At 54.5% G+C, this 22,262-nt stretch carries 25 protein-coding genes; 18 read left to right on the plus strand and 7 right to left on the minus strand.

Translation table 11 applies throughout. The annotated features are described in order from the left end of the window. Positions 1–32: 32 nt before the first annotated feature. A complete protein-coding gene (ydeE, locus tag N2K86_RS10805; protein ID WP_260661512.1) occupies positions 33–1,226 on the minus strand; it encodes an efflux MFS transporter YdeE in 1,194 nt (397 codons plus the stop codon). A gap of 193 nt (positions 1,227–1,419) precedes the next feature. Between ydeE and eamA the strand changes: the two genes are divergently transcribed. Continuing rightward, positions 1,420–2,319, plus strand: a complete 900-nt coding sequence (gene eamA / locus N2K86_RS10810) for an O-acetylserine/cysteine exporter (protein ID WP_260661513.1) — start codon at positions 1,420–1,422, stop codon at positions 2,317–2,319. Positions 2,320–2,356: 37 nt separating this feature from the next. Here eamA and marB read toward each other — a convergent pair whose 3' ends face one another. The 3 genes from marB to marR are packed head-to-tail and all read right to left on the minus strand — an operon-like array spanning position 2,357 to position 3,442. Further along, complete coding sequence (gene marB, locus N2K86_RS10815) at positions 2,357–2,575, minus strand: multiple antibiotic resistance protein MarB (protein WP_010431092.1); 219 nt, start codon at positions 2,573–2,575, stop codon at positions 2,357–2,359. 31 nt (positions 2,576–2,606) lie between these two features. Further along, a complete protein-coding gene (marA, locus tag N2K86_RS10820; protein ID WP_001303241.1) occupies positions 2,607–2,987 on the minus strand; it encodes an MDR efflux pump AcrAB transcriptional activator MarA in 381 nt (126 codons plus the stop codon). 20 nt (positions 2,988–3,007) lie between these two features. Continuing rightward, the gene (marR, locus tag N2K86_RS10825) at positions 3,008–3,442 is read right to left on the minus strand and encodes a multiple antibiotic resistance transcriptional regulator MarR (protein WP_010431103.1); all 435 of its coding nucleotides are present in this window, start codon (positions 3,440–3,442) and stop codon (positions 3,008–3,010) included. Between the two features lie 256 nt (positions 3,443–3,698). On the opposite strand from marR, the gene N2K86_RS10830 reads away from it, so the two are divergent. Then, the gene (locus N2K86_RS10830; protein ID WP_260661514.1) at positions 3,699–4,364 is read left to right on the plus strand and encodes a MarC family NAAT transporter; all 666 of its coding nucleotides are present in this window, start codon (positions 3,699–3,701) and stop codon (positions 4,362–4,364) included. An 83-nt stretch (positions 4,365–4,447) separates the two neighbouring features. On the opposite strand, the gene N2K86_RS10835 is transcribed toward N2K86_RS10830, so the two are convergent. Next, positions 4,448–5,644: a sugar transporter gene (locus N2K86_RS10835; protein ID WP_260661515.1), complete on the minus strand. Its 1,197-nt coding sequence runs from the start codon at positions 5,642–5,644 to the stop codon at positions 4,448–4,450. Positions 5,645–5,815: 171 nt separating this feature from the next. On the opposite strand from N2K86_RS10835, the gene N2K86_RS10840 reads away from it, so the two are divergent. From N2K86_RS10840 to N2K86_RS10850, 3 genes are all read left to right on the plus strand, one after another. Continuing rightward, positions 5,816–6,604, plus strand: a complete 789-nt coding sequence (locus tag N2K86_RS10840; protein ID WP_260661516.1) for a PhzF family phenazine biosynthesis protein — start codon at positions 5,816–5,818, stop codon at positions 6,602–6,604. A 17-nt stretch (positions 6,605–6,621) separates the two neighbouring features. Beyond that, positions 6,622–7,413: a PhzF family phenazine biosynthesis protein gene (locus N2K86_RS10845; protein WP_260661517.1), complete on the plus strand. Its 792-nt coding sequence runs from the start codon at positions 6,622–6,624 to the stop codon at positions 7,411–7,413. A 92-nt stretch (positions 7,414–7,505) separates the two neighbouring features. Further along, entirely contained in the window at positions 7,506–7,988 is a 483-nt protein-coding gene (locus N2K86_RS10850; protein WP_260661518.1) for a GNAT family N-acetyltransferase, read from the plus strand. On the opposite strand, the gene ptrR is transcribed toward N2K86_RS10850, so the two are convergent. Beyond that, positions 7,942–8,820 carry a putrescine utilization regulator PtrR gene (gene ptrR / locus N2K86_RS10855; RefSeq protein ID WP_260661519.1) on the minus strand — a complete coding sequence of 293 codons (879 nt, stop codon included), beginning with the start codon at positions 8,818–8,820 and terminating at the stop codon, positions 7,942–7,944. The two genes, N2K86_RS10850 and ptrR, sit on opposite strands and share 47 nt — an antisense overlap. Positions 8,821–8,919: 99 nt before the next feature. Here ptrR and sad point away from each other — a divergent pair, with 99 nt between their 5' ends. The 9 genes from sad (at position 8,920) to N2K86_RS10900 (ending at position 18,883) form a co-directional block, all read left to right on the plus strand. Next, positions 8,920–10,308, plus strand: a complete 1,389-nt coding sequence (sad, locus tag N2K86_RS10860; RefSeq protein WP_260661520.1) for a succinate-semialdehyde dehydrogenase — start codon at positions 8,920–8,922, stop codon at positions 10,306–10,308. A 135-nt stretch (positions 10,309–10,443) separates the two neighbouring features. Continuing rightward, on the plus strand, positions 10,444–12,033 hold the full coding sequence (locus N2K86_RS10865) for a methyl-accepting chemotaxis protein (protein WP_260661521.1): 1,590 nt from the start codon (positions 10,444–10,446) through the stop codon (positions 12,031–12,033). A gap of 62 nt (positions 12,034–12,095) precedes the next feature. Further along, positions 12,096–13,022, plus strand: a complete 927-nt coding sequence (glsB, locus tag N2K86_RS10870) for a glutaminase B (RefSeq protein WP_260661522.1) — start codon at positions 12,096–12,098, stop codon at positions 13,020–13,022. Further along, positions 13,022–13,378 (plus strand): DUF4186 domain-containing protein, encoded by a 357-nt coding sequence (locus N2K86_RS10875; protein ID WP_260661523.1) that lies wholly within the window; start codon positions 13,022–13,024, stop codon positions 13,376–13,378. The genes glsB and N2K86_RS10875 overlap by 1 nt, the downstream gene beginning before the upstream one ends. Before the next feature lie 204 nt (positions 13,379–13,582). Beyond that, positions 13,583–14,575 (plus strand): sensor domain-containing diguanylate cyclase, encoded by a 993-nt coding sequence (locus N2K86_RS10880; RefSeq protein ID WP_260661524.1) that lies wholly within the window; start codon positions 13,583–13,585, stop codon positions 14,573–14,575. 53 nt (positions 14,576–14,628) lie between these two features. Next, on the plus strand, positions 14,629–15,594 hold the full coding sequence (locus N2K86_RS10885) for a sensor domain-containing diguanylate cyclase (RefSeq protein WP_260661525.1): 966 nt from the start codon (positions 14,629–14,631) through the stop codon (positions 15,592–15,594). Between the two features lie 77 nt (positions 15,595–15,671). After that, complete coding sequence (locus N2K86_RS10890) at positions 15,672–16,199, plus strand: GNAT family N-acetyltransferase (RefSeq protein ID WP_260661526.1); 528 nt, start codon at positions 15,672–15,674, stop codon at positions 16,197–16,199. 116 nt (positions 16,200–16,315) lie between these two features. Then, complete coding sequence (locus N2K86_RS10895) at positions 16,316–17,767, plus strand: tagaturonate reductase (RefSeq protein ID WP_260661528.1); 1,452 nt, start codon at positions 16,316–16,318, stop codon at positions 17,765–17,767. Between the two features lie 201 nt (positions 17,768–17,968). Beyond that, positions 17,969–18,883 carry a bestrophin family protein gene (locus tag N2K86_RS10900; protein WP_260661529.1) on the plus strand — a complete coding sequence of 305 codons (915 nt, stop codon included), beginning with the start codon at positions 17,969–17,971 and terminating at the stop codon, positions 18,881–18,883. On the opposite strand, the gene N2K86_RS10905 is transcribed toward N2K86_RS10900, so the two are convergent. Then, entirely contained in the window at positions 18,871–19,419 is a 549-nt protein-coding gene (locus tag N2K86_RS10905) for a GNAT family N-acetyltransferase (protein WP_260661530.1), read from the minus strand. The two genes, N2K86_RS10900 and N2K86_RS10905, sit on opposite strands and share 13 nt — an antisense overlap. Positions 19,420–19,557: 138 nt before the next feature. On the opposite strand from N2K86_RS10905, the gene N2K86_RS10910 reads away from it, so the two are divergent. The 4 genes from N2K86_RS10910 (at position 19,558) to N2K86_RS10925 (ending at position 22,218) form a co-directional block, all read left to right on the plus strand. Further along, positions 19,558–20,145, plus strand: coding sequence for a hypothetical protein (locus tag N2K86_RS10910; protein ID WP_260661531.1), 588 nt, complete (start codon positions 19,558–19,560; stop codon positions 20,143–20,145). Positions 20,146–20,153: 8 nt separating this feature from the next. Further along, complete coding sequence (locus tag N2K86_RS10915) at positions 20,154–20,624, plus strand: GNAT family N-acetyltransferase (RefSeq protein ID WP_260661532.1); 471 nt, start codon at positions 20,154–20,156, stop codon at positions 20,622–20,624. 12 nt (positions 20,625–20,636) lie between these two features. After that, positions 20,637–21,077: a GNAT family N-acetyltransferase gene (locus tag N2K86_RS10920; protein WP_260661533.1), complete on the plus strand. Its 441-nt coding sequence runs from the start codon at positions 20,637–20,639 to the stop codon at positions 21,075–21,077. Positions 21,078–21,222: 145 nt separating this feature from the next. Beyond that, positions 21,223–22,218 (plus strand): alpha/beta fold hydrolase, encoded by a 996-nt coding sequence (locus N2K86_RS10925; RefSeq protein WP_260661534.1) that lies wholly within the window; start codon positions 21,223–21,225, stop codon positions 22,216–22,218. Positions 22,219–22,262 lie beyond the last annotated feature (44 nt).

Here is a 22,262-nt window from a genome sequence, read left to right on the forward strand (position 1 = left end):
GGTGGCGGCTTCGCCTTACCCGGCCTACATAGTTATGCGACTTTGGGCCTTTCGCACCACGCTTTCACGCTCATCCCGCGCAAAATCATCAGCCACGCAGCGAAGATGGCGGCCATCATAATGACGAACAGCGACCAGTGCGGCATGTTGGTCAGGATGATACCGGTGATCATCGGGTTTGCCGCCGCGCCGAGCCAGCCCAGCGCCTGGGCGGAGAAATAGCTCGCCTTCATTCCCGGCGGGGCGATGTTGTCGATCAGCATATATTCCCCAGGTGCATAGATAATCTCCCCAAGGGTAAAGATCGCGGCAGCGATGCCCCAGTAAACCAGGTTTTCACCGGAGAGCATAAACCCGCCCAGACCCACGATGAAAAACAGGGTGGCAACGGTCATCAGCGGGCGAATGTTGCTGGCTGAAATCTTACGCCCGAGGGCGTATTGCAGCGTCACCACCACGGCGGCGTTGACGGGGAGCACCACGGCCACCACCTTTTCGGCGAAATCACCGTCCGCGTGCGCGGCAAGCACATACTGTGAAATGCAGGTCGCAAACGATCCCCCGACGTAAGACGCGAGCAGGCCAGACAGCGTGTACCAGAAAAGGGCGCGGTCCTTCAGCAATACCGACGGCTGCCATGGCGCCTTTTCTTCAGCGGTATCTAACGCAACGCTTTTCTGTACAAAGAAATGGATAAAGCCGAGCGGCAGTGCGGCGCAAAAGGCCGCCAGCCAGAACGGGAGTTGCAGGCTGTACATCACCAGCAGGGTTCCAAGCGGTGGCCCGATCGTCCAGCCTATGTTCAGGAAGCTGTAGTTCAGGGAGAAGACGCGGGCTTTCTCGCCTGAGGTCAGCACATCCGCAAACCAGGCTTTGAGTACCGTTGAAAAAACCGAGTAGGCGCAGTTGATCAGCGCAAAAAACAGCACCACCATCGTGACGTTATTTACCAGCGGAATGGCCACAAAGCCCGCAATAAACGCCACAATGGCGATCAGCATATAGCGCTTCTTATCAAACTTATCGGCCAGAATGCCAAACCCTAAGCTGAACACGACGCCAATGGTCAGCGCGATGGTCAGGGCATAACCGATATTCTCGACGCTCATGTTATACACGCGCGTGAGATAAATGGTCATAAACGGCAGCGTTGCCCCTCGACCAATTGTTAATAACAATGACGATGCCAGCAGCGCTGCGGTAGAGCGCCTGAGAGATGGTTTCATATTCCTGCCCGACAAATGCTTATGCTTTTTTTGTTGTGTTATAAAAGGAGTATCACGACATAAGGGGCTTGTATAGCGCCTAATTTTTCCGTAAGTGCTTCGCCTGACTGCCAGAATTAATGATCTTCTCGTGGTGCTATTTTTTCTGTTACCTTGAAGTGTTAACAAATTATTAATATTTCAGGGGCAGGGTATGACGCGTAAAGACGGGCTGCTGGCGTTGCTGGTGGTCGTAGTGTGGGGGCTTAATTTTGTTGTTATCAAGCTGGGGTTGCACAATATGCCCCCGCTGATGCTGGCTGGTTTACGTTTTATGCTGGTGGCGTTCCCGGCGCTATTTTTCGTGGCGCGTCCAAAAATCCCACTGAAACTGCTGCTGGGCTACGGCCTGACCATCAGTTTTGGTCAATTTGCGTTTCTCTTCTGTGCCATTAAGTTCGGCATGCCCGCCGGTCTGGCCTCGCTGGTTCTGCAGGCGCAGGCGTTCTTTACCATTATTCTCGGCGCGTTTGTGTTTGGTGAGCGTTTACAGGGTAAACAGCTGGCGGGGATCACGCTGGCGGTATTTGGCGTGCTGGTGTTGATTGAAGCCAGCCTGAACGGGCAGCATGTGGCCCTGCTGGGCTTTATGCTTACGCTGGCGGCGGGGCTGAGCTGGGCCTGCGGAAACATCTTCAACAAGCTGATTATGCAGCACGAGGCGCGCCCGGCGGTGATGTCTCTGGTGGTGTGGAGTGCGCTGATCCCGATTATCCCGTTTATGGCGGCATCGTTTATTCTGGACGGCCCGGACCTGATGCTGAAAAGCCTGGTCGAGATCGATCTCACGACCATCCTGTCGCTGATTTATCTGGCGTTCGTCGCCACGATTATCGGCTATGGCATTTGGGGTTCGCTGCTGGGTCGCTATGAAACCTGGCGGGTGGCGCCGCTGTCTCTGCTGGTACCCGTGGTGGGGCTGGCGAGCGCGGCGTTGCTGCTGGATGAAAAACTCAGCGCGCTGCAACTCTTTGGTGCGGTGCTGATCATGGGCGGACTCTACATCAACGTGTTTGGTTTGCGCGTGCGTCGGGCGACGCGAGTACGGAATTAGGGCACAAAAAAGCCCCGCAGAGGCGGGGCAAAACGAATCAGAAGCCGTGCTGATTGTAATACGGCACGCCTAATTCGTCGGATTTGTCGCTACCAGCCCCCATATGGTTGAAATCAAAAGGTGACTGGTCATGTGCTGACGGCAAAATCATCGTGTCGCGATTATTTTGCTGCGTTGCACTGGGCGTTTGCTCCGCGAAGGTCTGGCTGGAAAACAGCACCAGCAAGGCGAGGGCGGCGGAGACGGTAACTTTCATGATTTCCTCGGTACGTCTTTACAGGCGTTGTTTAACTACAGTGTTTTAACGGATAGAGATATCGGGACTCACCCGGCATGCTGGTGATTCGATACTTATGAGGCGGCACATCAAAGTAGTTCTTAAACGTGCGCGTCAGGGTTTGTTGCGATTCAAATCCGTAACGCTCCGCCAGGTAAAGGATCGGCTCATTGCTTTCTTTCAATTTCTGGGCAATCTCCGTCAGCTTGCGGCTGCGAATATATTGACCTAATGAATGACCGGTCTCTTTTTTGAACATCCGTTGCAGGTGCCATTTTGAGTAACCTGAACGCTCTGACACTTTTTCAAGGGAGAGCGGTGATTCCAGGTTGTCCTCGATCCAGTCCAAAATGCTATGAATGGTGATAGCGTCAGTATTGCGTCTGGACATCGTCATACCTCTTTTTCTGTTTACGGCAGTATTTTCTTAAGCAAAAGCTCAAGCGTTGCCACTTCATCTGCCGTTAAGTTTTTTGTTAGTTCCTGATGCAGTGTTTGTCCTACGAGTTGATGACATTGCTCACACATGGCCGCGCCGTCGCTGGTCAGTTTGATCAGCACGCCGCGTTTGTCATTCGGGTTAGGGCTTCGTTCTATCCATCCTTTGCAGACGAGGCGATCCAGCATGCGGGTTAACGCACCCAGATCGACAGAGAGCACCTTTTTCAGCTCAACCGGCGTGATACACACTTCGCAGCGAATGGAACACAGCACTTTGAACTGTGTTGCGGTGATATCCAGCGGTGACAGATAGTCATTGAGCAGGCGATCTTTTTTCTGGTTAACCATGTGAATAAGACGGCCCAGTGGAATGATGTCGTTAAAGAGATCGCTGGTGCTTTTCACAATGGTTGCCCTGGCAAGTAGTTTAGTCACGGCAGATATTATTGCTCAGGCAAGTATAAGTCAACTGAATGAATTGGCGGATGCCACGAATTGCTAAAACGTTTCATGAACTTTTTTTGAGTGCTTTCAAATCATATACATAACGCAGGGGTATCATTGCAGTGAGAAAATAATCGTTACGTTGTGGTCATGGCTGGAGGTTACACTTTCACCCTATAATTGCGGTGATGAATATGGATAAGGACAACGACGCACTATGTTGGATTTGATTAAAGCAATTGGCCTCGGGCTGGTGGTGTTGCTACCGTTGGCGAACCCGTTAACGACGGTGGCGCTGTTTCTGGGGTTGGCAGGGAACATGAACAGCGCAGAGCGCAATCAGCAGTCGATGATGGCCTCTGTCTATGTGTTTGCCATCATGATGGTGGCTTACTACGCCGGACAGCTGGTGATGAACACCTTTGGGATTTCGATTCCCGGCCTGCGTATCGCCGGTGGGTTAATTGTGGCCTTTATCGGGTTTCGCATGCTGTTCCCCGCGCAAAAAGCGCATGAATCACCGGAAGCGAAAAGTAAATCTGAAGAGCTGGAAACGGAGCCCAGCGCGAATATCGCCTTTGTCCCATTAGCCATGCCGAGCACGGCGGGGCCGGGAACGATTGCGATGATCATCAGTTCCGCCTCAACGGTGCGTGACAGCTCCACCTTCCCGGACTGGGTTCTGACGGTTGCGCCGCCGCTGATTTTCGCGCTTATCGGTATTATCGTGTGGGCGTCGCTGCGCAGTTCCGGTGCGATTATGCGCTGGGTAGGAAAGGGCGGGATTGAAGCGATTTCCCGTCTGATGGGCTTCCTGCTGGTGTGTATGGGCGTGCAGTTTATTATTAACGGCGTGCTGGAAATTATTAAGACTTACCACTGATTTGCCCGGTGGCGCTTCGCTTGCGCGGGCCTACGGTTTCGTAGGCCGGGTAAGGCGAAGCCGCCACCCGGCACAAACAAACCTCACCCGTGCTGACCCTGTTCCTCGAGCGCCACCGGCCATTTACGGAAGATCAGCAGCGACCAGATAAGCGCCACCAGTGCAGGGATCGCCCCCAGATAGCCAATCGCCGACATCGACACGTGCAGTATTACCTGATTTCCCAGCAGCGCGCCCGCCCCAATGCCCAGATTGAAAATTCCCGAGAACAGCGACATTGCGACGTCCGTGGCATCCGGTGCCAGCGCCAGCACTTTCACCTGCATGCCCAGACCAATAATCATGATCGCCATGCCCCAGAACAGGCTGAGGATCGCCAGATGGGTTTCGCTGCCTGCGGCAGGCATCATCAGCAGCAGGCAGGCCAGCAGCAGACCGATAGCGCTGCTCACCAGCGTAGACGCGTGATGGTTGCCGAGTTTACCAAACAGAATACTGCCGATAATGCCCGCGCCGCCCAGAATCAGCAGCAGAACCGTGGCGAAGTTGGCGCTAAAGCCCGCCACAACCTGCACAAATGGCTCAATGTAGCTGTAGGCGGTGTAATGGGCGGTTACCACAATCACCGTAAGCAAATAAATGCTCATCAGCGCCGGGCGACGCATCAACAGCGGCAGGCTTTTCAGCGAGCCGGAATGTTCGCTCGGCAATGCTGGCAGCAGCTTGATGAGGCAAACCAGCGTGATGAGCGCCCCCATGCCGATGGCAAAGAAGGTAGTACGCCAGCCGAAGTATTGCCCGACAATACGGCCAATCGGCAGGCCGAGGACCATCGCCAGCGCGGTACCGGTGGCAATCAGGCTCAGCGCCTGCGCGCGTTTCCCCGCCGGTGCCAGGCGAATAGCGAGCGACGCGGTAATCGACCAGAACACCGCATGGGCAAAGGCAATGCCGATGCGGCTAATGACCAGCACCGTAAAATTCCACGCCATAAACGACAGTACGTGGCTGACGATAAAGACCACAAACAGGCCAATCAGCAGCTTACGCCGCTCCATCTGGCTGGTCAGCAGCATAAACGGCAGCGACATCAGCGCTACCACCCAGGCGTAGATGGTCAACATAATGCCCACCTGCGCCGTTTCCATCTGGAAGCTGCCAGCTATGTCTGACAGCAGCCCAACCGGAACAAATTCGGTGGTATTGAAAATAAACGCAGCGATGGCGAGCGTGACCACACGTAGCCACGCGACCCTGCGGGAAACCGTGTTTGTTGTCATAAAGATGTCTGGGATTGATTAACGATGAGGAGACGATCTTAAAGCTTTAAACGGCGAAAACTCAACCATAATGTGACCTTAATCACAAAATTTACCGTACCACAGCGGTAGCGGAGGGCGAGGTTTTCCGTGAAGATAAAGAACAACACAACGATAACAGGCGGTAAGTCGATGCAGGAGATTGATTTTTATCTGGTAGATGCGTTTAGTGATACCTCATTTGCGGGCAACCCGGCGGCGGTTTGCTCGCTTAAGGCATGGCTACCGGATGAGACGTTACTCAGCATGGCGCGGCAGCATAACCAGTCCGAAACCGCGTTCTTCGTGTGCAGTAAAGGCGGGATTGAGCTGCGCTGGTTTACTACCTTAACCGAGGTCAATCTCTGTGGACATGCGACGCTTGCCGCTGCGTATGTGCTGTTTAACGAGCTGGACTACCCGGACTCACGCATTCACTTTGAGACCGCCTCGGGCCGCCTGACGGTCAGCCGGGAAGGTGACTGGATGACGCTCGATTTCCCGGCCTGTCCGACGCAGGGATTGACGCCGCCGCCAGAGATGCTCGCAGCGTTAGGGATCAGCCACTACGTTGAAGCCCGAAAGGGGCGCGCCTGGGTGGTGGTACTGGAAAATCGTGAACAGGTTGAAGCCGTGACGCCAGACTATTCCGCTATGACGCCAGGGGAACATAAAGTTGCCGTCACTGCCCGTGGAGAGGGAGAGTACGATTTCGTCAGCCGTTTCTTCTCACCAGGGGTTGCCGTACCTGAAGATCCTGTCACCGGCTCTGCGCATACGATGCTCATTCCTTACTGGAGTGAAACGCTGGGAAAAACGACGCTGTTTGCGCGTCAGGTGTCGGCCCGTGGTGGCGATGTACGCTGCGAACTGAAAGGCTCGCGCGTGATGATGAGCGGCCAGGCATCACTATATCTGAAAGGCACAGTATTTCTGCGCTAAAAAAAGAGGAAGAAACCATGCAGGAAATTGATTTTTATCTGGTAGATGCCTTCAGCGACAGGGCGTTTGGTGGCAATACGGCGGCGGTTTGCCCGCTGGAAGCGTGGCTCCCGGATGAGACGCTGCTCAACATGGCGAAGCAGCATAACCAGTCGGAAACGGCCTTCTTTGTGCGTACGGATAACGGCTTTGAGCTGCGCTGGTTTACCACGCTTGATGAAATTAACCTATGCGGACATGCGACGCTGGCGGCATCCCACGTCATTTTTGAATATCTCGATTACCCGCATACCGAAATTACCTTCTCAACGCGTTTTGTTGGCGACCTGACGGTGAAGCGCAACGGGGACTGGCTGACGCTCAATTTCCCGGCATGGTCGACGGAGGTTGTCGACAATCCTCCCGCGTTACTCTTCAGCGCGCTGGGCATCAGCGGTGCAAAAGAGATCCGCGCAGGGCGCGATTACATGGTGGTGCTGGAAAGCCAGCAGCAGGTGGAAGCCTTAACGCCGGATATCGCGGCAATGATCCCGCTGGATAAAATGGTTTGCGTGACGGCACCGGGGGACTCGTATGACTTTGTCAGCCGCTTCTTCTGTCCGGGTGAAGGCGTGCCGGAAGATCCGGTGACGGGATCGGCGCACAGCATGTTGATTCCGTACTGGAGCGAAAAACTGGGTAAAACTTCACTGAATGCCCGCCAGGTATCAGCCCGTGGCGGGGATCTGCGCTGTGAGCTGAAGGGCGATCGCGTGCTGATTGGCGGCCAGGCTACTCTGTATCTGAAAGGGCGGATCTTTTTGCGCTAACAGGGCGGTGCGATAAGTTAATTGTATGAAGCACCCTGGCAGGCCTGCGCTATGTTGAAGTTTAGTCTCACAAAAAAAACAAGGAGCCTGCCATGTATTCCATCACCTCTGAATCTGCACGTCATCCGGACATTCTCACTCTGATCGCGGCGCTTGACCGGTATCAGAGTGAGCTCTATCCCGCCGAAAGCAATCATCTCCTCGACCTCGCTGCGCTGCCGGAAGCATCGCTTATTCTGATGGTCATTCGTGACCAGCAGTTGCACGCCGTGGGCTGCGGAGCCATCGTTCTCAACGGTGACGGAACGGGGGAGATGAAGCGGGTCTATATCGATCCGGCCCATCGCGGGCAGCATCTGGGAGAGACGCTGCTGGCCGCCCTGGAAGATGAAGCCCTGAGCCGTCATTGCCATACGGTAAGGCTGGAGACGGGCATCAAACAGCGCGCCGCGGTTCGTCTGTATGAGCAGTGCGGATACGATTTACGTCCTGCATTTGCTCCGTACGTTGACGATCCTCTCAGCCTGTTTATGGAGAAGGCGCTGGTTGAAGACGTTCGTTTAGCAGCGCTATAAAGGCTTCAAGCTGACGGGTCATTGCCCCGCGTCGCCACACCAGCCAGGTGGTGAGCCAGCGCCAGTTTTCCACCAGCGGCCACGCTGCAACCTGATGGTGCCCCGGCATGCTTTCCAGCATGGATCGGGGCATTAATGCGATGCCCGCCCCCGCAATCACGCAGGCGAGCATGCCGTGATACGACTCCATCTCATGAATACGCCCCGGCGTGGCTCTGTCGGCGTGAAACCAACTTTCCAGATGTCGGCGATAGGAGCAGTTCGCGCGAAAAGCGTAAACATCGCTGCCGCTGACCTGCATGGCTTTTGAGACTTCAGCATGCCCGGCGGGCGTCACCAGCATCATCTCTTCCCGGTAGACCGGCATACCTTCCAGCTCCGGATGGGATAGCGGCCCGTCGACAAATGCGGCGCTCAGGGTGCCTTCCAGTACCCCATCAATCATCGTCCCTGAGGGCCCGGTGGACAGTGCAAACTGAATGCGTGGATAGCGCTGGTTAAACAGCGCCAGACTCTCCGGGATGCGCACGGCGGCGGTGCTCTCCAGCGCGCCGAGGGCAAACAGCCCCTGCGGTTCGTCCCCGGCGACCACCATCCGCGCCTCGTCAACCAGGGCCAGGATCTGCCTGCTGTAGCGCAGAAAATTATGCCCGGCTGGCGATAAGCGCAAACGCTGGTTCTCGCGGATAAACAGCTCCACGCCGAGATCCGCTTCAAGCTGGCGGATGCGGGTGGTCAGGTTTGACGGCACGCGATGCACCTTTTGCGCCGCCTGGGTGATGCTGCCGGTTTGCGCGACGGCATTAAACATTTCAAGCTGAGTTAAGACCATAGCATTCTCGATTCGTGAATAAGGTGGTTAGTATTATTCATTTTTAAGAAATAGCAGAGTGGGCCACAATGAATCAACTGTTATTGCGAGGAGAACATCATGACCCTTTCATCTGCTACTCATGCACGCTCTGTTAACCCGGCGACGGGCGAAACCCTGGCCACGTATCCCTGGGCGACAGCCGACGATGTAGAACGCGCTATTGCCCAGGCCGATGCGGGCTATCGTCTCTGGCGTCGCGAAAGCGTTTCCCATCGCGCACAGACGCTGCGCGATCTGGGCACCGCTTTGCGCCACCGCGGTGAAGAGATGGCGCGGATGATGTCCCGCGAAATGGGCAAACCCATTCTGCAGGCGCGCGCCGAGGTGGCTAAATCCGCCAGCCTGTGCGACTGGTATGCCGAACATGGCCCGGCAATGCTGAATGCTGAACCCACGCTGGTCGAGGATCGCAACGCGGTCATCGAGTACCGTCCGCTGGGACCGATTCTGGCGGTAATGCCGTGGAACTTCCCCCTCTGGCAGGTGCTGCGCGGCGCGGTCCCCATTCTGCTGGCGGGGAATAGCTACCTGCTGAAGCACGCCCCGAACGTGCTCGGATCCGCGGATTTGATTGCGCAGATTTTTGCCGATGCCGGTTTTCCTCAGGGCGTGTTTGGCTGGGTGAACGCCACCAACGACGGCGTCAGCCAGGCCATTAACGACCGCCGTATCGCTGCGATTACCGTCACGGGAAGCGTGCGTGCCGGGGCGGCAATTGGCGCTCAGGCGGGCGCGGCGCTCAAAAAATGCGTGCTGGAGCTGGGCGGTTCCGATCCCTTTATCGTCCTGAACGATGCCGATCTGGATCTGGCGGTGAAAGCCGCAGTGGCGGGGCGTTATCAAAATACCGGACAGGTTTGCGCAGCGGCGAAGCGTTTTATCGTGGAAGAGGGTGTGGCTGATGCCTTTACCCAACGCTTTGTCGACGCGGTCGCGGCGCTGAAGATGGGCTCGCCGGAGACGGAAGAGAACTATCTTGGCCCGATGGCGCGCTTCGATCTGCGTGATGAACTGGATCAGCAGGTGCAGGCGACGTTGGCGGAAGGGGCAACCCTGCTGCTTGGCGGAGAGAAACTGGCTGGTGAGGGTAACTACTACGCGCCAACCGTACTCGGCAACGTCACCCCGAACATGACCGCGTTCCGCCATGAGTTGTTTGGCCCGGTGGCGGCGATTACGATCGCCAGTAATGCGGAGCATGCTTTAGCGCTGGCTAACGACAGTGATTTCGGTCTGTCTGCCACGGTCTTTACCGCGGACTACGCGCTGGCAGAGAAATTCTCTCGCGAGCTGGAGTGCGGCGGGGTGTTTATCAATGGCTACAGCGCAAGCGATGCCCGGGTGGCTTTTGGCGGTGTGAAGAAGAGCGGCTTCGGTCGCGAGCTTTCACATTTCGGCTTGCACGAGTTCTGTAACGTGCAGACGGTCTGGAAGGATCGCGTGTAAGTTTTTGCCGGGTGGCGACGTCGTCTTACCCGGCATACAAAATCCGCACTGTCCTCTGTCATTATTCTGCAATGGTTCTGTCATTTTCGTTTCGTAGACTCGCTCGCGTCTAACGTATTGTTACAGAAGAAAATTATGAACCTAACGCAAATTTTTCGCCGTATTGCGCAGCGCGTCATCCCCCGTCAATTTGGTCTGCTGGCCGGCATTTTTTGTATTATTGGGCTTTTCTCCGCACTGCAACTCTCCTCCACGCTTCTCCTCACCGCCTCTCTGAAAGAAGCCCAGCGCAACGAACAGCATAACCAGCTGGCGTATCAGCAGCAGGGCAAGCTGGATCAGGCGCGCGTTTCTCTGCTGGCCGCAAGCGATTTGCTTAACCGCTCCGGCGTCTGGTTTATGCAGGATAAAGAGACCGGATCGGAAGGGAGCTGGCACAGTCTGATGGACGAGGCGCAAAAGGCGCTGGACGACTCTCATCAGGCATGGACGGCGTGGCTGGCACTCAATCCGGCGAAAGACGAGGCGCTGGTGAACAGCTATCAGCTTTTCTACGGTGCCATTAAAGAGCAGGCAGAAGGGTTGATTAAAACGAACTCCATTGATGCCTTTTTTGCTGTTCCCGCACAGGCGTTTCAGACCGACTTTAACGATAACTATGCGCGTTACCAGCAGCTGAGTGAGAAACAGGCCCTACAAGGGCGGCAGACGCTGGTGGCGCAGCTTTCAGATCTGCAAACGCTATTCCTGTTCGCGCCCGTCGTCCTGCTGGTGATTGCCATTCTGGTCTGGTTCGGGATGGCGAAGTGGGTCATTACGCCGCTGCGCCGGTTGATTGCACATATCAACCAGCTTTCTGCGGGCGATCTGTCCGGTACACCGCCGGCTGTAGCCTGCTTCAACCGTGAGATTGGTCAGCTCAGCGGCAGTGTTTATACTCTGCAGCATGGGCTACAGCAGCTGGTATCGCAGGTCAGCCAGGCCACGACCTCGATGGTCGAGAACATTGGCTCCCTGGCGCAGGGGAATCAGAAGCTGTATCAGCAGTCTGTACGACAGGCGAAAGAGCTTGAGGATGTTACGGCGAATATCGCCGCGCTGGAAATGCATGTTGAAGGCAACACCGGCTATGCGAAGCTCGCCAGCGCCCGCGCGGATGAGGCGCGGCTGGCGGCGGCAGGCGGCGACCAGATGATGTCTACGGTGAATGCCTCCATGCAGGCGATCGTTGACCGATCCTCTGAGATGCGCGGGATCGTAGCCATGATCGACAGCGTGGCGTTCCAGACCAATATTCTTGCCCTGAACGCGGCCATTGAAGCGGCACATGCGGGCAACCAGGGGCGCGGCTTTGCCGTGGTCGCGCGTGAGGTGGGGCTGCTGGCTCGCAAAAGCAGTCATTCTACGCAGACCATTCAGGAGCTGATCAATCACTCTTTGCAGGGCATTCATGATGGCTCAAAAGCGGTTAACCGTCTGGAAGATAACCTGCAGCAGGTTACCGGGCTGGTGGCGAATTTAAGCGGCCTGCTGAATGACATCTCCGACGCCACGCTGAGCCAGGGGGAGAGTATTCATCAGATGACTCGCCAGCTTCACGCTCTGAATCAGGTATCGCGGCAGACGGATGCGCTGGTGTCTGACGCGTCGGATGCCTCTGCACGTTTGCATCAGGAGTCGGATAATTTGCTGCAAGCCGTCTCGCGTTTTCGTCTTCCTGCCTGACGCAATATATAAGCCTCTGTTATACTCGCAGCCCGTTTTAGCCTGAGGGCAAGGAGCAAAGTGTGGCTGCGGTTATCCATAATGAGATGCTGGACGATATTCTGGCGCAGGTCCGTCCGTTAATCGGAAAAGGTAAGGTTGCCGACTATATTCCGGCACTGGCCTCGGTGAGCGGTAATAAGCTGGGTATCGCCATATGCACGGTAGACGGGCAGCGTTTCCAGGCCGGTGATGCGACCGAGCGATTCTCAATTCAGTCCATCTCAAAGGTGCTGAGCCTGGTAGCGGCAATGCGCCAGTATGAAGAAGACGAGCTCTGGCAGCGTGTGGGGAAAGATCCCTCCGGTCAGCCGTTTAACTCGCTGCTGCAGCTTGAAATGGAACAGGGTAAACCGCGTAACCCTTTTATCAATGCCGGGGCGCTGGTGGTGTGCGATATGCTGCAAAGCCGTCTCAGCGCGCCTCGCCAGCGAATGCTCGAAATCGTGCGCCAGCTTTCTGGCGTGCAGAGCATTGCCTACGATCCGGTGGTCGCTCGCTCTGAGTTTGAACACTCCGCGCGCAATGCGGCGATAGCCTGGCTGATGAAATCCTTTGGCAATTTCCACAACGATGTGGCGACCGTTCTGCAAAACTACTTCCATTACTGTGCGCTTGAAATGAACTGTGTTGAACTGGCGCAAACGTTCCTGTTCCTCGCGCATCAGGGGCATGCGCCGCATCTTGATCAGGAGGTGGTGTCGCCGATGCAGGCCCGTCAGGTGAACGCCCTGATGGCAACCAGCGGGATGTACCAGAATGCCGGTGAGTTCGCCTGGCGTGTCGGCTTACCGGCAAAATCCGGCGTGGGCGGCGGGGTCGTGGCCATCGTTCCCCACGAGATGGCGATTGCCGTCTGGAGCCCGGAACTCGATGAAACGGGAAATTCACTGGCAGGTGTGGCAGTACTGGAACGACTGACCCAACGGTTGGGGCGCTCGGTTTACTGATGTCGAACCTGGATCCTTTATTTGCGCGCCTGTCGCGTTCAACGTTCCGGTCGCGCTTTCGACTGGGGCCGAAAGAGCGGCAATACTGTTGGGAAAAAGGGGCTGAGACCATCGATCGCCATGCGGCGGACTTTGTCGCTCAGCGCCTTGCCTCATCCCATCCCGCGAATGACGGTAAGCAAACGCCGATGCGTGGGCATCCGGTGTTTATTGCTCAGCACGCCACCGCCACGTGCTGTCGTGGCTGCCTGGCTAAATGGCACAGCATTCCGCAGGATGTCGAGCTTACGGCGCAGCAGCAGCACTATATCGTCAGCGTGATCCATCACTGGCTGGTCATACAAATGAATGCATGACGCAAGCGTGGGATTATCTTGTTGTTCATACCCATACAGGGAATATGCGGCCTTGATATATATGATTAAAAGATAAATTGCTTGCTAGGTATTTTTAAGCTCAATAAGATACCGCAAGAAACATATCGGAAAAATCTTAGTATGAATGCCACTGACAAACTTAGTCCCAAGCCTCGCTTACCCGGTCGTCGGTTTGTCAAACGTATGTATCTGATGCGTTTACTCGGCACATTTCTCTGTTTTATTCCTGTCCTGTCCGTATTGATTGAACACCATCGCTCGGTCTGGCTGATGATCCTGCTAGGGGCGAATGCCTTTATTTGGCCAACGGTGGCGTGGATGCGGGCGCGTCATTCACCGACGCCCCTGATCACCGAGCACCAGCACCTGGTGCTGGATGCCGGCGCAGGGGGCTTTTGGATCGCGATGATGGCGGTTAATCCGCTTACGTCGGTGGTGATTGCGACTATTTTGCTTTCAGACAGGCTTTCTGCAGGCGGTATTACGCTGCTGAAAAAGGCCGCCGCTCTGATGCTGGGCGTATTCCTGGTGACGTGGCTGACGCAGGGGATGGCGGTAGACGCGTTCGTTTCCCAGCGGACAATGTTTGCAACCTTACCGCTGATCGCCATTTATCTACTGGCCATGAGCATGCTAACCGACAGTATTGCGCAGCGTTTACGGATAAAAAGCCGTGAGCTGGAACGGATCGCCATGATGGATCCGCTGCTGGATATCGCCAATCGTCGTCTGCTGGAAAAACGTATCGATCATGAACTGAATAAACTTCGTCAGACGTGTCGTGAATCTGCTTTGATGTTTATTGATATCGACAACTTTAAAGATGTAAATGACCGCTTTGGCCATAAGGTGGGCGATGCGATGCTGGCGACGGTATCGAAGATCCTGCATCTGGCCACTCGCCCTACAGATACCCCAGCGCGTCTGGGGGGCGACGAATTTGTCATTTTGCTCCCGGATACCAGCGTGGATGAGGCCCAAATTGTGGCTACCCGCATTATGGACGCGGCGGCAGTAATGAAGGACGTGGCACAAGAGGCCGTGCATTGCACACTCAGTATCGGTATTGCTTGCGCAACGCGAGACACAAGCAGCGTGGCCGACTGGCTGCAGGCCGCCGATAGTGCCCTTTACCATGCCAAGCGTGAAGGCAAGAACAGAATATTCGCACACTGACAATGTCTCTGTTTAAGCTACGCTTTTAATAACGCAAAGCGTCAGGAGACGTTATGAAAGCACCTGTAACCCCCGCTAATGAAACAGAACGCCTGAACTCGCTGCGCGAGTCCGGCCTTCTTGAAATCGACAATTCCGTGGCATTTGACCGGCTGACGCGTCTGGCTAAACGCTTTTTCCAGGTGCCGCTGGCAATGGTCAATCTCATTGATGAACATTCACTTATTGTGAAATCCGCCGACGGTCAGGCTCCTGACACCGTTCCGCGCAATATCTCTTTTTGTGGTCATACGATCCTCAGCGAAGCGCCGCTGGTGGTGAGTGATATGCTTCAGGACGACCGTTTTGCCGATAACCCGCTGGTGGCAGGCGACCCAAGGGTCCGTTTCTACGCGGGTTTTCCGCTGCGTTTACGTGACGGGGCGAGCGTTGGGTCACTGTGCCTTATCGATTTCGCGCCACGTGAATTTTCCGCGGCGGATCTCGCCGTACTCGGGGACCTGGGCGCGCTGGCGGAAGATGAATTTGCCGCAGTCAGCGCGGCAACCACCGACGAACTCACCGGTTTATACAATCGACGCGGCTTTAACCAGTTTGTTCGCTTCACCCTGTCTGTCGCCAGACGTCGGGCGGAGCCGCTAACCCTGGGATGGCTGGATCTCGATCGTTTTAAAGAGATCAACGATCGTCACGGCCACGAGGAGGGTGACAAGGCATTGAAAGCGATGGCTTCGCTCATGCAGGCTTCTTTCCGCGAGGCCGATCTGCTGGTGCGCTTTGGAGGGGACGAATTCGCAGTGCTGTTTGCCGATACGGATGAGCAGGGCGCCTGGATCGCCATGCAGTATTTGATCGAACAGGTAGAGAGCTATAACGCGCGTCAACTGCACCCCTGGTCGTTGCATTTCTCCTGGAGCTTGAGTGAGTTCGACCATAACAGCAACGATATTCAGCAGTGGCTTAACAATGCCGATCGGAAAATGTATGCCATGAAGCAGCAGAGACATACTGAGAGATAACGAAATCCTATGTATTCCGTTATTGCGTTACGGAAATGTTAATAGCAATCTGGAGAGATTCATCAAAAGGACAAAACATGAACTCTCCACTGCATATTAAAACCCTCTCCAGGGACGACATTCTGTCCCACATTGATGCGCTGGCCGATATCCTCGAAAACTGTGTTAACGGCGGCGCATCCGTCAGCTTTATGCTGCCTTTCAGTCACGACAAAGCGCGCACGTTCTGGCGCGGAACTGCTGAAAGCGTTGGCCGCCATGAGCGTACCGTTCTGGCGTGCGTTGATGAGCAGGACGGCATTATTGGAACTGTACAGCTCATCACCGATCAGCCGGAAAATCAGCCGCACCGCGCGGATGTCGCAAAACTGCTGGTTCACGAAAAGGCCCGCCGTAAAGGGGCGGCAATGGCGCTAATGGAGACCCTTGAAGTGATTGCGCGCGAAAGAGGGCTGTCGGTTCTGGTACTGGATACCTCCACCGGTAGCGGCGCGGAGACGTTTTACCAGCGTGCCGGGTGGAAAAAAGTCGGCGAGATCCCGCGCTATGCCTTGATGCCCGATGGTGCGATGACGGCGACATCCGTTTTCTATAAATTCTTATGATTATTTTTCACAATTACCTGATGAGTTGATCCAAACAGGGGTTCTGGTCTGAAAGGTTTGATAAGTTATTACACCAATCTTATCAGGCTGTATGACTAATCGAAAAGGACCCCAATGTGAACACACTCAACCGACGTGATTTCCCCGGTGCTCTCTACCCTGAACGTATCATTCAGTTTGGCGAAGGTAACTTCCTGCGTGCGTTCGTTGACTGGCAAATCGACCTGTTAAACGAGCATACCGATCTTAATTCCGGTGTGGTGATTGTTCGCCCTATCGACAGCGATTTCCCGCCATCGCTCAGTACCCAGGAGGGGTTGTACACCACCATCATTCGGGGTCTGAATGAGAAGGGCGAGGCGGTAAGCGAGGCGCGTCTTATCCGCTCCGTTAACCGTGAAATCAGCGTCTACGGTCAATATGATGAGTTTTTGAAGCTTGCCCACAACCCCGATATGCGTTTTGTCTTCTCGAACACCACGGAAGCCGGTATCAGCTATCACGCCGCTGACAAATTCGACGATGCCCCGGCTGTAAGCTATCCGGCGAAACTGACGCGACTGCTGTTTGAACGCTTTAGTCATTTTAACGGCGCAGCGGACAAAGGCTGGATTATCATCCCGTGCGAGCTTATCGACTACAACGGTGAAGCACTGCGTGAACTGGTGCTGCGTTATGCGCAGGAGTGGGCGTTGCCGCAGGCGTTTATCCAGTGGTTGAACGACGCCAATAGCTTCTGCTCAACGCTGGTTGACCGTATCGTCACCGGTTATCCGCGTGACGAGGTGGCATCGCTGGAAACTCAGCTGGGCTATCACGATGGATTTATCGATACCGCTGAACATTTCTATCTGTTCGTGATTCAGGGGCCAAAATCACTTGCCGCCGAGCTGCGTCTGGATAAATTCCCGCTGAACGTGCTCATCGTTGATGACATTAAGCCGTACAAAGAACGCAAAGTGGCTATCCTGAACGGAGCGCACACCGCGCTGGTACCGGTGGCTTTCCAGGCTGGTCTGGATACGGTTGGTGAAGCGATGAACGATGCAGAGATTTGTGCGTTCGTTGAAAAAGCGATTTACGAGGAAATTATTCCTGTGTTGGATTTGCCGCGCGAAGAGCTGGAGTCGTTCGCCAGTGCGGTGACCGGCCGTTTCCGTAACCCTTACATTAAGCACCAGCTGCTGTCGATTGCCCTGAACGGGATGACCAAATACCGCACGCGTATCCTGCCGCAGCTGCTGGCGGGGCAGCAGGCGACGGGTCAATTACCCGCGCGTCTGACGTTTGCGCTGGCCGCGTTGATTGCGTTTTACCGGGGTGAACGTCATGGTGAACGCTATCCGGTACAGGATGATGCGCACTGGTTGACCCGCTATCAGCAACTATGGGCACAGCACCACGATAAGCAGATCGATACCCGTTCACTGGTGGAAGCGGTGCTGAGTGCAAGCAGTCACTGGGAGCAGGATTTGACGCAGGTGAAAGGATTGGTAGAACAGGTTACGTTAGACCTTGAAACCATTTTGCATCAGGGGATGCGTGAAGCGGTGAAACCACTTTGCTAACGCGGTTACCCGGCTTCGGTCGGGTATTTTTACGATCTTATTTAGTTACAACATACTATTTGCTCCGTTTTTAAAAAAGGACTTCAACTCCGTGCGGTTTACGCTTATCAGTAGAGAAAATGCAATGTTCCATTAACATGCTTGCAACCGTGAGGGGGATCACGTTTAATAGCCACGCTCTTTTCCTTTCTGACACTGACTATGATTGTTCGTCCTAAACAGCACTGGCTACAACTGATATTTGTCTGGCACGGTTCGGTTCTGCCGAAAATCTACACCCGCTTGTTGCTCAACTTCCTGCTTTCCATCGCCGTCATCCTGATGCTGCCGTGGTATACCTCACTTGGCATCAAATTTACCGTCGCACCGTTTAGCATTCTTGGGGTGGCGATCGCTATCTTTCTCGGTTTCAGAAACAACGCCTGCTATTCGCGCTACGTTGAGGCTCGCCAGCTCTGGGGGCAACTGATGATAGCGGCACGCTCGCTGTTTCGCGAGGTAAAAAACACCTTACCCGACGATAAACATCTGGGTGAGTTTGTGCGCCTGCAAATTGCCTTTGCCAACTGTTTACGCATGACGCTGCGCCGGGAAACAAACGCGCAACAGCTTTCACCTTATCTGGCGGCAGAGGATTTACGTAAAGTGATGGACGCCAACTCTCCGGCAAACCGCATTTTACTGATCATGGGGGAGTGGCTTGCCGTACGGCGGCGTAACGGGCAGCTGTCAGATATCCTGTTCCACAGTCTGAATAACCGTCTGAACGATATGTCGATTGTCCTGTCCGGCTGCGAGCGCATTGCGACAACACCAGTGCCGTTTGCGTACACCCTGATTTTGCATCGCACGGTGTATCTGTTCTGCATCATGCTGCCGTTTGCACTGGTTGTGGATCTGCACTACATGACGCCGTTCGTCTCTGCGTTGATTTCCTATACCTTTATCTCGCTGGATACCCTGGCGGAAGAGCTCGAAGATCCGTTTGGCACAGAAGATAACGATCTGCCGCTGGACGCCATCTGCAACATGATGGAACGCGATCTGCTGCAGATGAACGATGAAGAGAACATTCCGGAAAGGTTGTTCCCGGATAAATACTATCAGCTGACCTGACGGGTATTCCACTCGTCACGGGTAATTTCCCACAGCTCGGAATCCAGCATTCCGCTGACGTAGGCTTTCTTTTCGGTCCTGATTAACCGCATGCCGCTGCTGTCTGAAATACGTCGGGAGCGGCTATTGGCGGCAGCCTTCGGGGCGCGTAAAACGGGTTTGTTGAGCGTGTTAAACCAATAATCCGTCGCGGCAATGCTGGCCTCGCGCATAAAACCTTTCCCCTGAAACTCCGGCGCCAGCCAGAACCCACGGTTGTTATCCTCGACATCGTAGAGGCAGATAATCCCCATGAGCCGCTCTGGCGCTTCACGACGCCGAATACTCCAGAACCATGCAATCCCTTTTTCCATATCCGGCAGCGCCACGTTGTTTACATAGCTTTCCGCACCGTTTTCCGGGTAGGGCCAGGGCACCGAAGAAACCATATAGCGTACGATTTCCCAGCGCGGATACAGCTCTTGAATCTGGACGGCATCTTCAGCAACCAACGGTTTCAGCAGCAGGCGTTCTGTCGTTAGCGTCGGTATCGTCATCTGCGGATCTCCATATTTAAGCGTTATGCTTTTGTTTGCGTTCTGGTATTTTCATCACTATCACATTCTAATGAGTTGTGCAGTAACTTATATACTGCCAAAAAGTTGCTCTGCTATTCAGTCGCTGGCGGTATTCTGATGAGATTTCTGAGTTTTTTAACCGGACGTGTATTCCAGGATCTCCTGCAGCATGGCAAAGAGATAGAGGAAGCTATTGCTCGTCGTGATACCCGTCTTTTGCATCATTCCTCTCCCGAGCTGGAACGGTATTTTTCTCGTCCTCTTGACGAGATTCAGCGTCAAAATCCTTACCCGATAGCGGCGCTGTTACCTCTGTTTTTAGTGGCATTTGCGTTAAATCTTCTGCCTTTTCTGCACACGTTGCAGGGGTTGTCTCCCTTACATCATGCACTGAGTTTTTTCGTACCATCATTGATAATCCTTGTCACGCTCATTGTTAGTAGCGTGCTTCTGGCCCGAGGGGTGACGTCAGGTTTGCTGGGCGTTATGGCATTGTTCATCATCCTACTGGTCATGACCCTCGTTCAGGCGCTACACCTCCTGTTTTCTCATGGCGGAAGCCTTTGGCCAATAATCATCGCATGCTTCGCCCTGTTACTTTGCCGGGTGGTGATGAATAGCAGAGGTTTTGTGCTGTTTATCCTCTATTGTCGCACTCAGCGTCTTGCCAGACTGGCACGTGAAATCCGGTTAAAAAGCCGTTAAGGGGAGGTATGACGTTACGAAAAGCTAAACCGCAGGAAGCCGAAATACTTTGGGATATTCGCAATCAGGCGATTCGTCACGGCTGTAAAACCAGTTACGACGCGGATGTGATTGCGCGCTGGACGCCCGATCTTATGCCCGAACACTATCGAAAAATGGTCATAGATTACCCCTTTTTTGTGGTGGAAGATGAAAAGGGTGACATCGCTGCGACGGGTTATCTCGATCTTGATACGCATAGCCTGGAGGCAATATTCACCTTACCTTCAGCATCCGGTAAAGGAATGGCGACACGGATCGTCGAGGCACTGATCAACGAAGCCCGCAGCCGTGGAATTACGCGCTTGCTGCTCGATTCGACGCCAAACGCCCGGTCGTTTTACCATAAGCTCGGATTTGTCACGCTGGGCGAAAAGCATCATCATTCGCGTATGGCGGGTGCTGATTTACTCTGTTTTGAAATGGCAATCACGTTGTAATGTGAGGAACACATGGCTGTCACGGTAAGATCGTTGCACGCAGATGACTATTCCCAGTGGCGACCGCTGTGGGATGGCTATACCCATTTTTATGATTGCTACCTCGATGAATCTGTTACCGCATCGACGTGGGAAAGGGCGCTCTCAGATAGCTCACCCCTATTTTGCCGGGTCGTAGAGAAGGATGGACATGTCATCGGTTTCGCGATGTGTATCCTTCATGAAGGCACCTGGTCAACAGCGCCCATCTGCTACCTGGAAGATCTGTTTGTTAATGCCGCAGAACGCGGGGCGGGGGCAGGAAAGGCGCTGATAGATGCTTTAATTGCGGAAGGCAAGCGCGAAGGCTGGTCAAAACTGTATTGGGTCACCCGGGAGAGCAACCCGGCGCGTAAACTCTATGATAAATATGACGTGGCTGACGATTACGTCCGCTATCGCATTTCCCTTTAATGCCAAATCGCCTGTGTTTGTATCACACTGTATCAACGTCCCGGATACATACACAGGCTTGCAATAAACCCGCTTTCGCACATATCCGCTATACAGTGGCATGTTGTTATATCCCCGTGAAATGTACTTAACTGGAGATATCAACATGTTTAGCAAACTCGCTTACTCGACTCTTGCATTAACCGTTTCTCTAGGCACCGTGATGTCCTGCCAGGCAGAAGCCACGGGCAACGATTTCGCCTCGGCATTTGAACATCCTCAGCAGATTAACGCTGGCGATCTTAATGTCGGCTATGTCGACATCGGACCGAAAACCGGCCAGCCGGTGATTTTATTACACGGCTGGCCCTATGATATCCACAGCTATGCGGAAGTGGCGCCCGCACTCGCGGCAAAAGGCTATCGCGTTATCGTGCCTTCACTGCGCGGATACGGCACCACGCGGTTTATCTCAGATAAGACACCGCGTAACGGTCAGCCTTCCGCATTGGCAAAAGACGTTGTTAACCTGATGGACGCACTGAACATTAAGCAGGCCGTTTTCGCAGGTTACGACTGGGGTGCCCGCACGGCGGATATCGTCGCCGCTTTATGGCCAGAGCGCGTTAAATCGCTCGTTTCGGTGAGCGGTTATCTGATCGGTAGCCAGGCGTTAGGCAAACAGCCCTTGCCACCGAAAGCCGAGGTTCAATGGTGGTATCAGTTCTACTTCGCAACCGAACGCGGCGCGGAAGGCTATGCTAAAAATACCCACGATTTCGCGCGTCTGATCTGGACCCAGGCTTCACCGGACTGGAAATTCAGCGAGGCCACTTTTAACGCCAGCGCCAAATCGCTTGATAACCCAGACCACGTTGCCGTAACGCTCAGCAACTACCGCTGGCGTTTGGGCCTGGAGAAAGGGGAACATAAATACGATCGCTACGAGCAGAAGCTGGCAACGCTGCCAAACATCACCGTGCCTACGATCACCATTGAGGGCGGTAATAACGGCGCGCCGCATCCTGCACCCGCGGCCTATGCCAGCAAATTTACCGGAAAATATGAGCACCGAACCTTTGGGGCCACCGTTGGGCACAATCCTCCTCAGGAAGATCCACAGGATTTCGTTAAAGCTGTCGTCGACGCTGACGCGCTTTAAAATGTGCTATTTTCAATCCGTTACCCTTTATTCTGGAGCCTGCG

It is taken from the genome of Enterobacter mori (genome assembly GCF_025244905.1).
GTDB lineage: Bacteria > Pseudomonadota > Gammaproteobacteria > Enterobacterales > Enterobacteriaceae > Enterobacter > Enterobacter mori_A.

What these genes read in the sequence shown, in the direction of transcription:
- ydeE (WP_260661512.1), bottom strand. Translation starts at nt 1,226, where the DNA reads ATGAAACCATCTCTCAGGCGCTCTACCGCAGCGCTGCTGGCATCGTCA.
- eamA (WP_260661513.1), top strand. Translation starts at nt 1,420, where the DNA reads ATGACGCGTAAAGACGGGCTGCTGGCGTTGCTGGTGGTCGTAGTGTGG.
- marB (WP_010431092.1), bottom strand. Translation starts at nt 2,575, where the DNA reads ATGAAAGTTACCGTCTCCGCCGCCCTCGCCTTGCTGGTGCTGTTTTCC.
- marA (WP_001303241.1), bottom strand. Translation starts at nt 2,987, where the DNA reads ATGTCCAGACGCAATACTGACGCTATCACCATTCATAGCATTTTGGAC.
- N2K86_RS10830 (WP_260661514.1), top strand. Translation starts at nt 3,699, where the DNA reads ATGTTGGATTTGATTAAAGCAATTGGCCTCGGGCTGGTGGTGTTGCTA.
- N2K86_RS10835 (WP_260661515.1), bottom strand. Translation starts at nt 5,644, where the DNA reads ATGACAACAAACACGGTTTCCCGCAGGGTCGCGTGGCTACGTGTGGTC.
- N2K86_RS10840 (WP_260661516.1), top strand. Translation starts at nt 5,816, where the DNA reads ATGCAGGAGATTGATTTTTATCTGGTAGATGCGTTTAGTGATACCTCA.
- N2K86_RS10845 (WP_260661517.1), top strand. Translation starts at nt 6,622, where the DNA reads ATGCAGGAAATTGATTTTTATCTGGTAGATGCCTTCAGCGACAGGGCG.
- N2K86_RS10850 (WP_260661518.1), top strand. Translation starts at nt 7,506, where the DNA reads ATGTATTCCATCACCTCTGAATCTGCACGTCATCCGGACATTCTCACT.
- ptrR (WP_260661519.1), bottom strand. Translation starts at nt 8,820, where the DNA reads ATGGTCTTAACTCAGCTTGAAATGTTTAATGCCGTCGCGCAAACCGGC.
- sad (WP_260661520.1), top strand. Translation starts at nt 8,920, where the DNA reads ATGACCCTTTCATCTGCTACTCATGCACGCTCTGTTAACCCGGCGACG.
- N2K86_RS10865 (WP_260661521.1), top strand. Translation starts at nt 10,444, where the DNA reads ATGAACCTAACGCAAATTTTTCGCCGTATTGCGCAGCGCGTCATCCCC.
- N2K86_RS10875 (WP_260661523.1), top strand. Translation starts at nt 13,022, where the DNA reads ATGTCGAACCTGGATCCTTTATTTGCGCGCCTGTCGCGTTCAACGTTC.
- N2K86_RS10880 (WP_260661524.1), top strand. Translation starts at nt 13,583, where the DNA reads ATGTATCTGATGCGTTTACTCGGCACATTTCTCTGTTTTATTCCTGTC.
- N2K86_RS10885 (WP_260661525.1), top strand. Translation starts at nt 14,629, where the DNA reads ATGAAAGCACCTGTAACCCCCGCTAATGAAACAGAACGCCTGAACTCG.
- N2K86_RS10890 (WP_260661526.1), top strand. Translation starts at nt 15,672, where the DNA reads ATGAACTCTCCACTGCATATTAAAACCCTCTCCAGGGACGACATTCTG.
- N2K86_RS10900 (WP_260661529.1), top strand. Translation starts at nt 17,969, where the DNA reads ATGATTGTTCGTCCTAAACAGCACTGGCTACAACTGATATTTGTCTGG.
- N2K86_RS10905 (WP_260661530.1), bottom strand. Translation starts at nt 19,419, where the DNA reads ATGACGATACCGACGCTAACGACAGAACGCCTGCTGCTGAAACCGTTG.
- N2K86_RS10910 (WP_260661531.1), top strand. Translation starts at nt 19,558, where the DNA reads ATGAGATTTCTGAGTTTTTTAACCGGACGTGTATTCCAGGATCTCCTG.
- N2K86_RS10915 (WP_260661532.1), top strand. Translation starts at nt 20,154, where the DNA reads ATGACGTTACGAAAAGCTAAACCGCAGGAAGCCGAAATACTTTGGGAT.
- N2K86_RS10920 (WP_260661533.1), top strand. Translation starts at nt 20,637, where the DNA reads ATGGCTGTCACGGTAAGATCGTTGCACGCAGATGACTATTCCCAGTGG.
- N2K86_RS10925 (WP_260661534.1), top strand. Translation starts at nt 21,223, where the DNA reads ATGTTTAGCAAACTCGCTTACTCGACTCTTGCATTAACCGTTTCTCTA.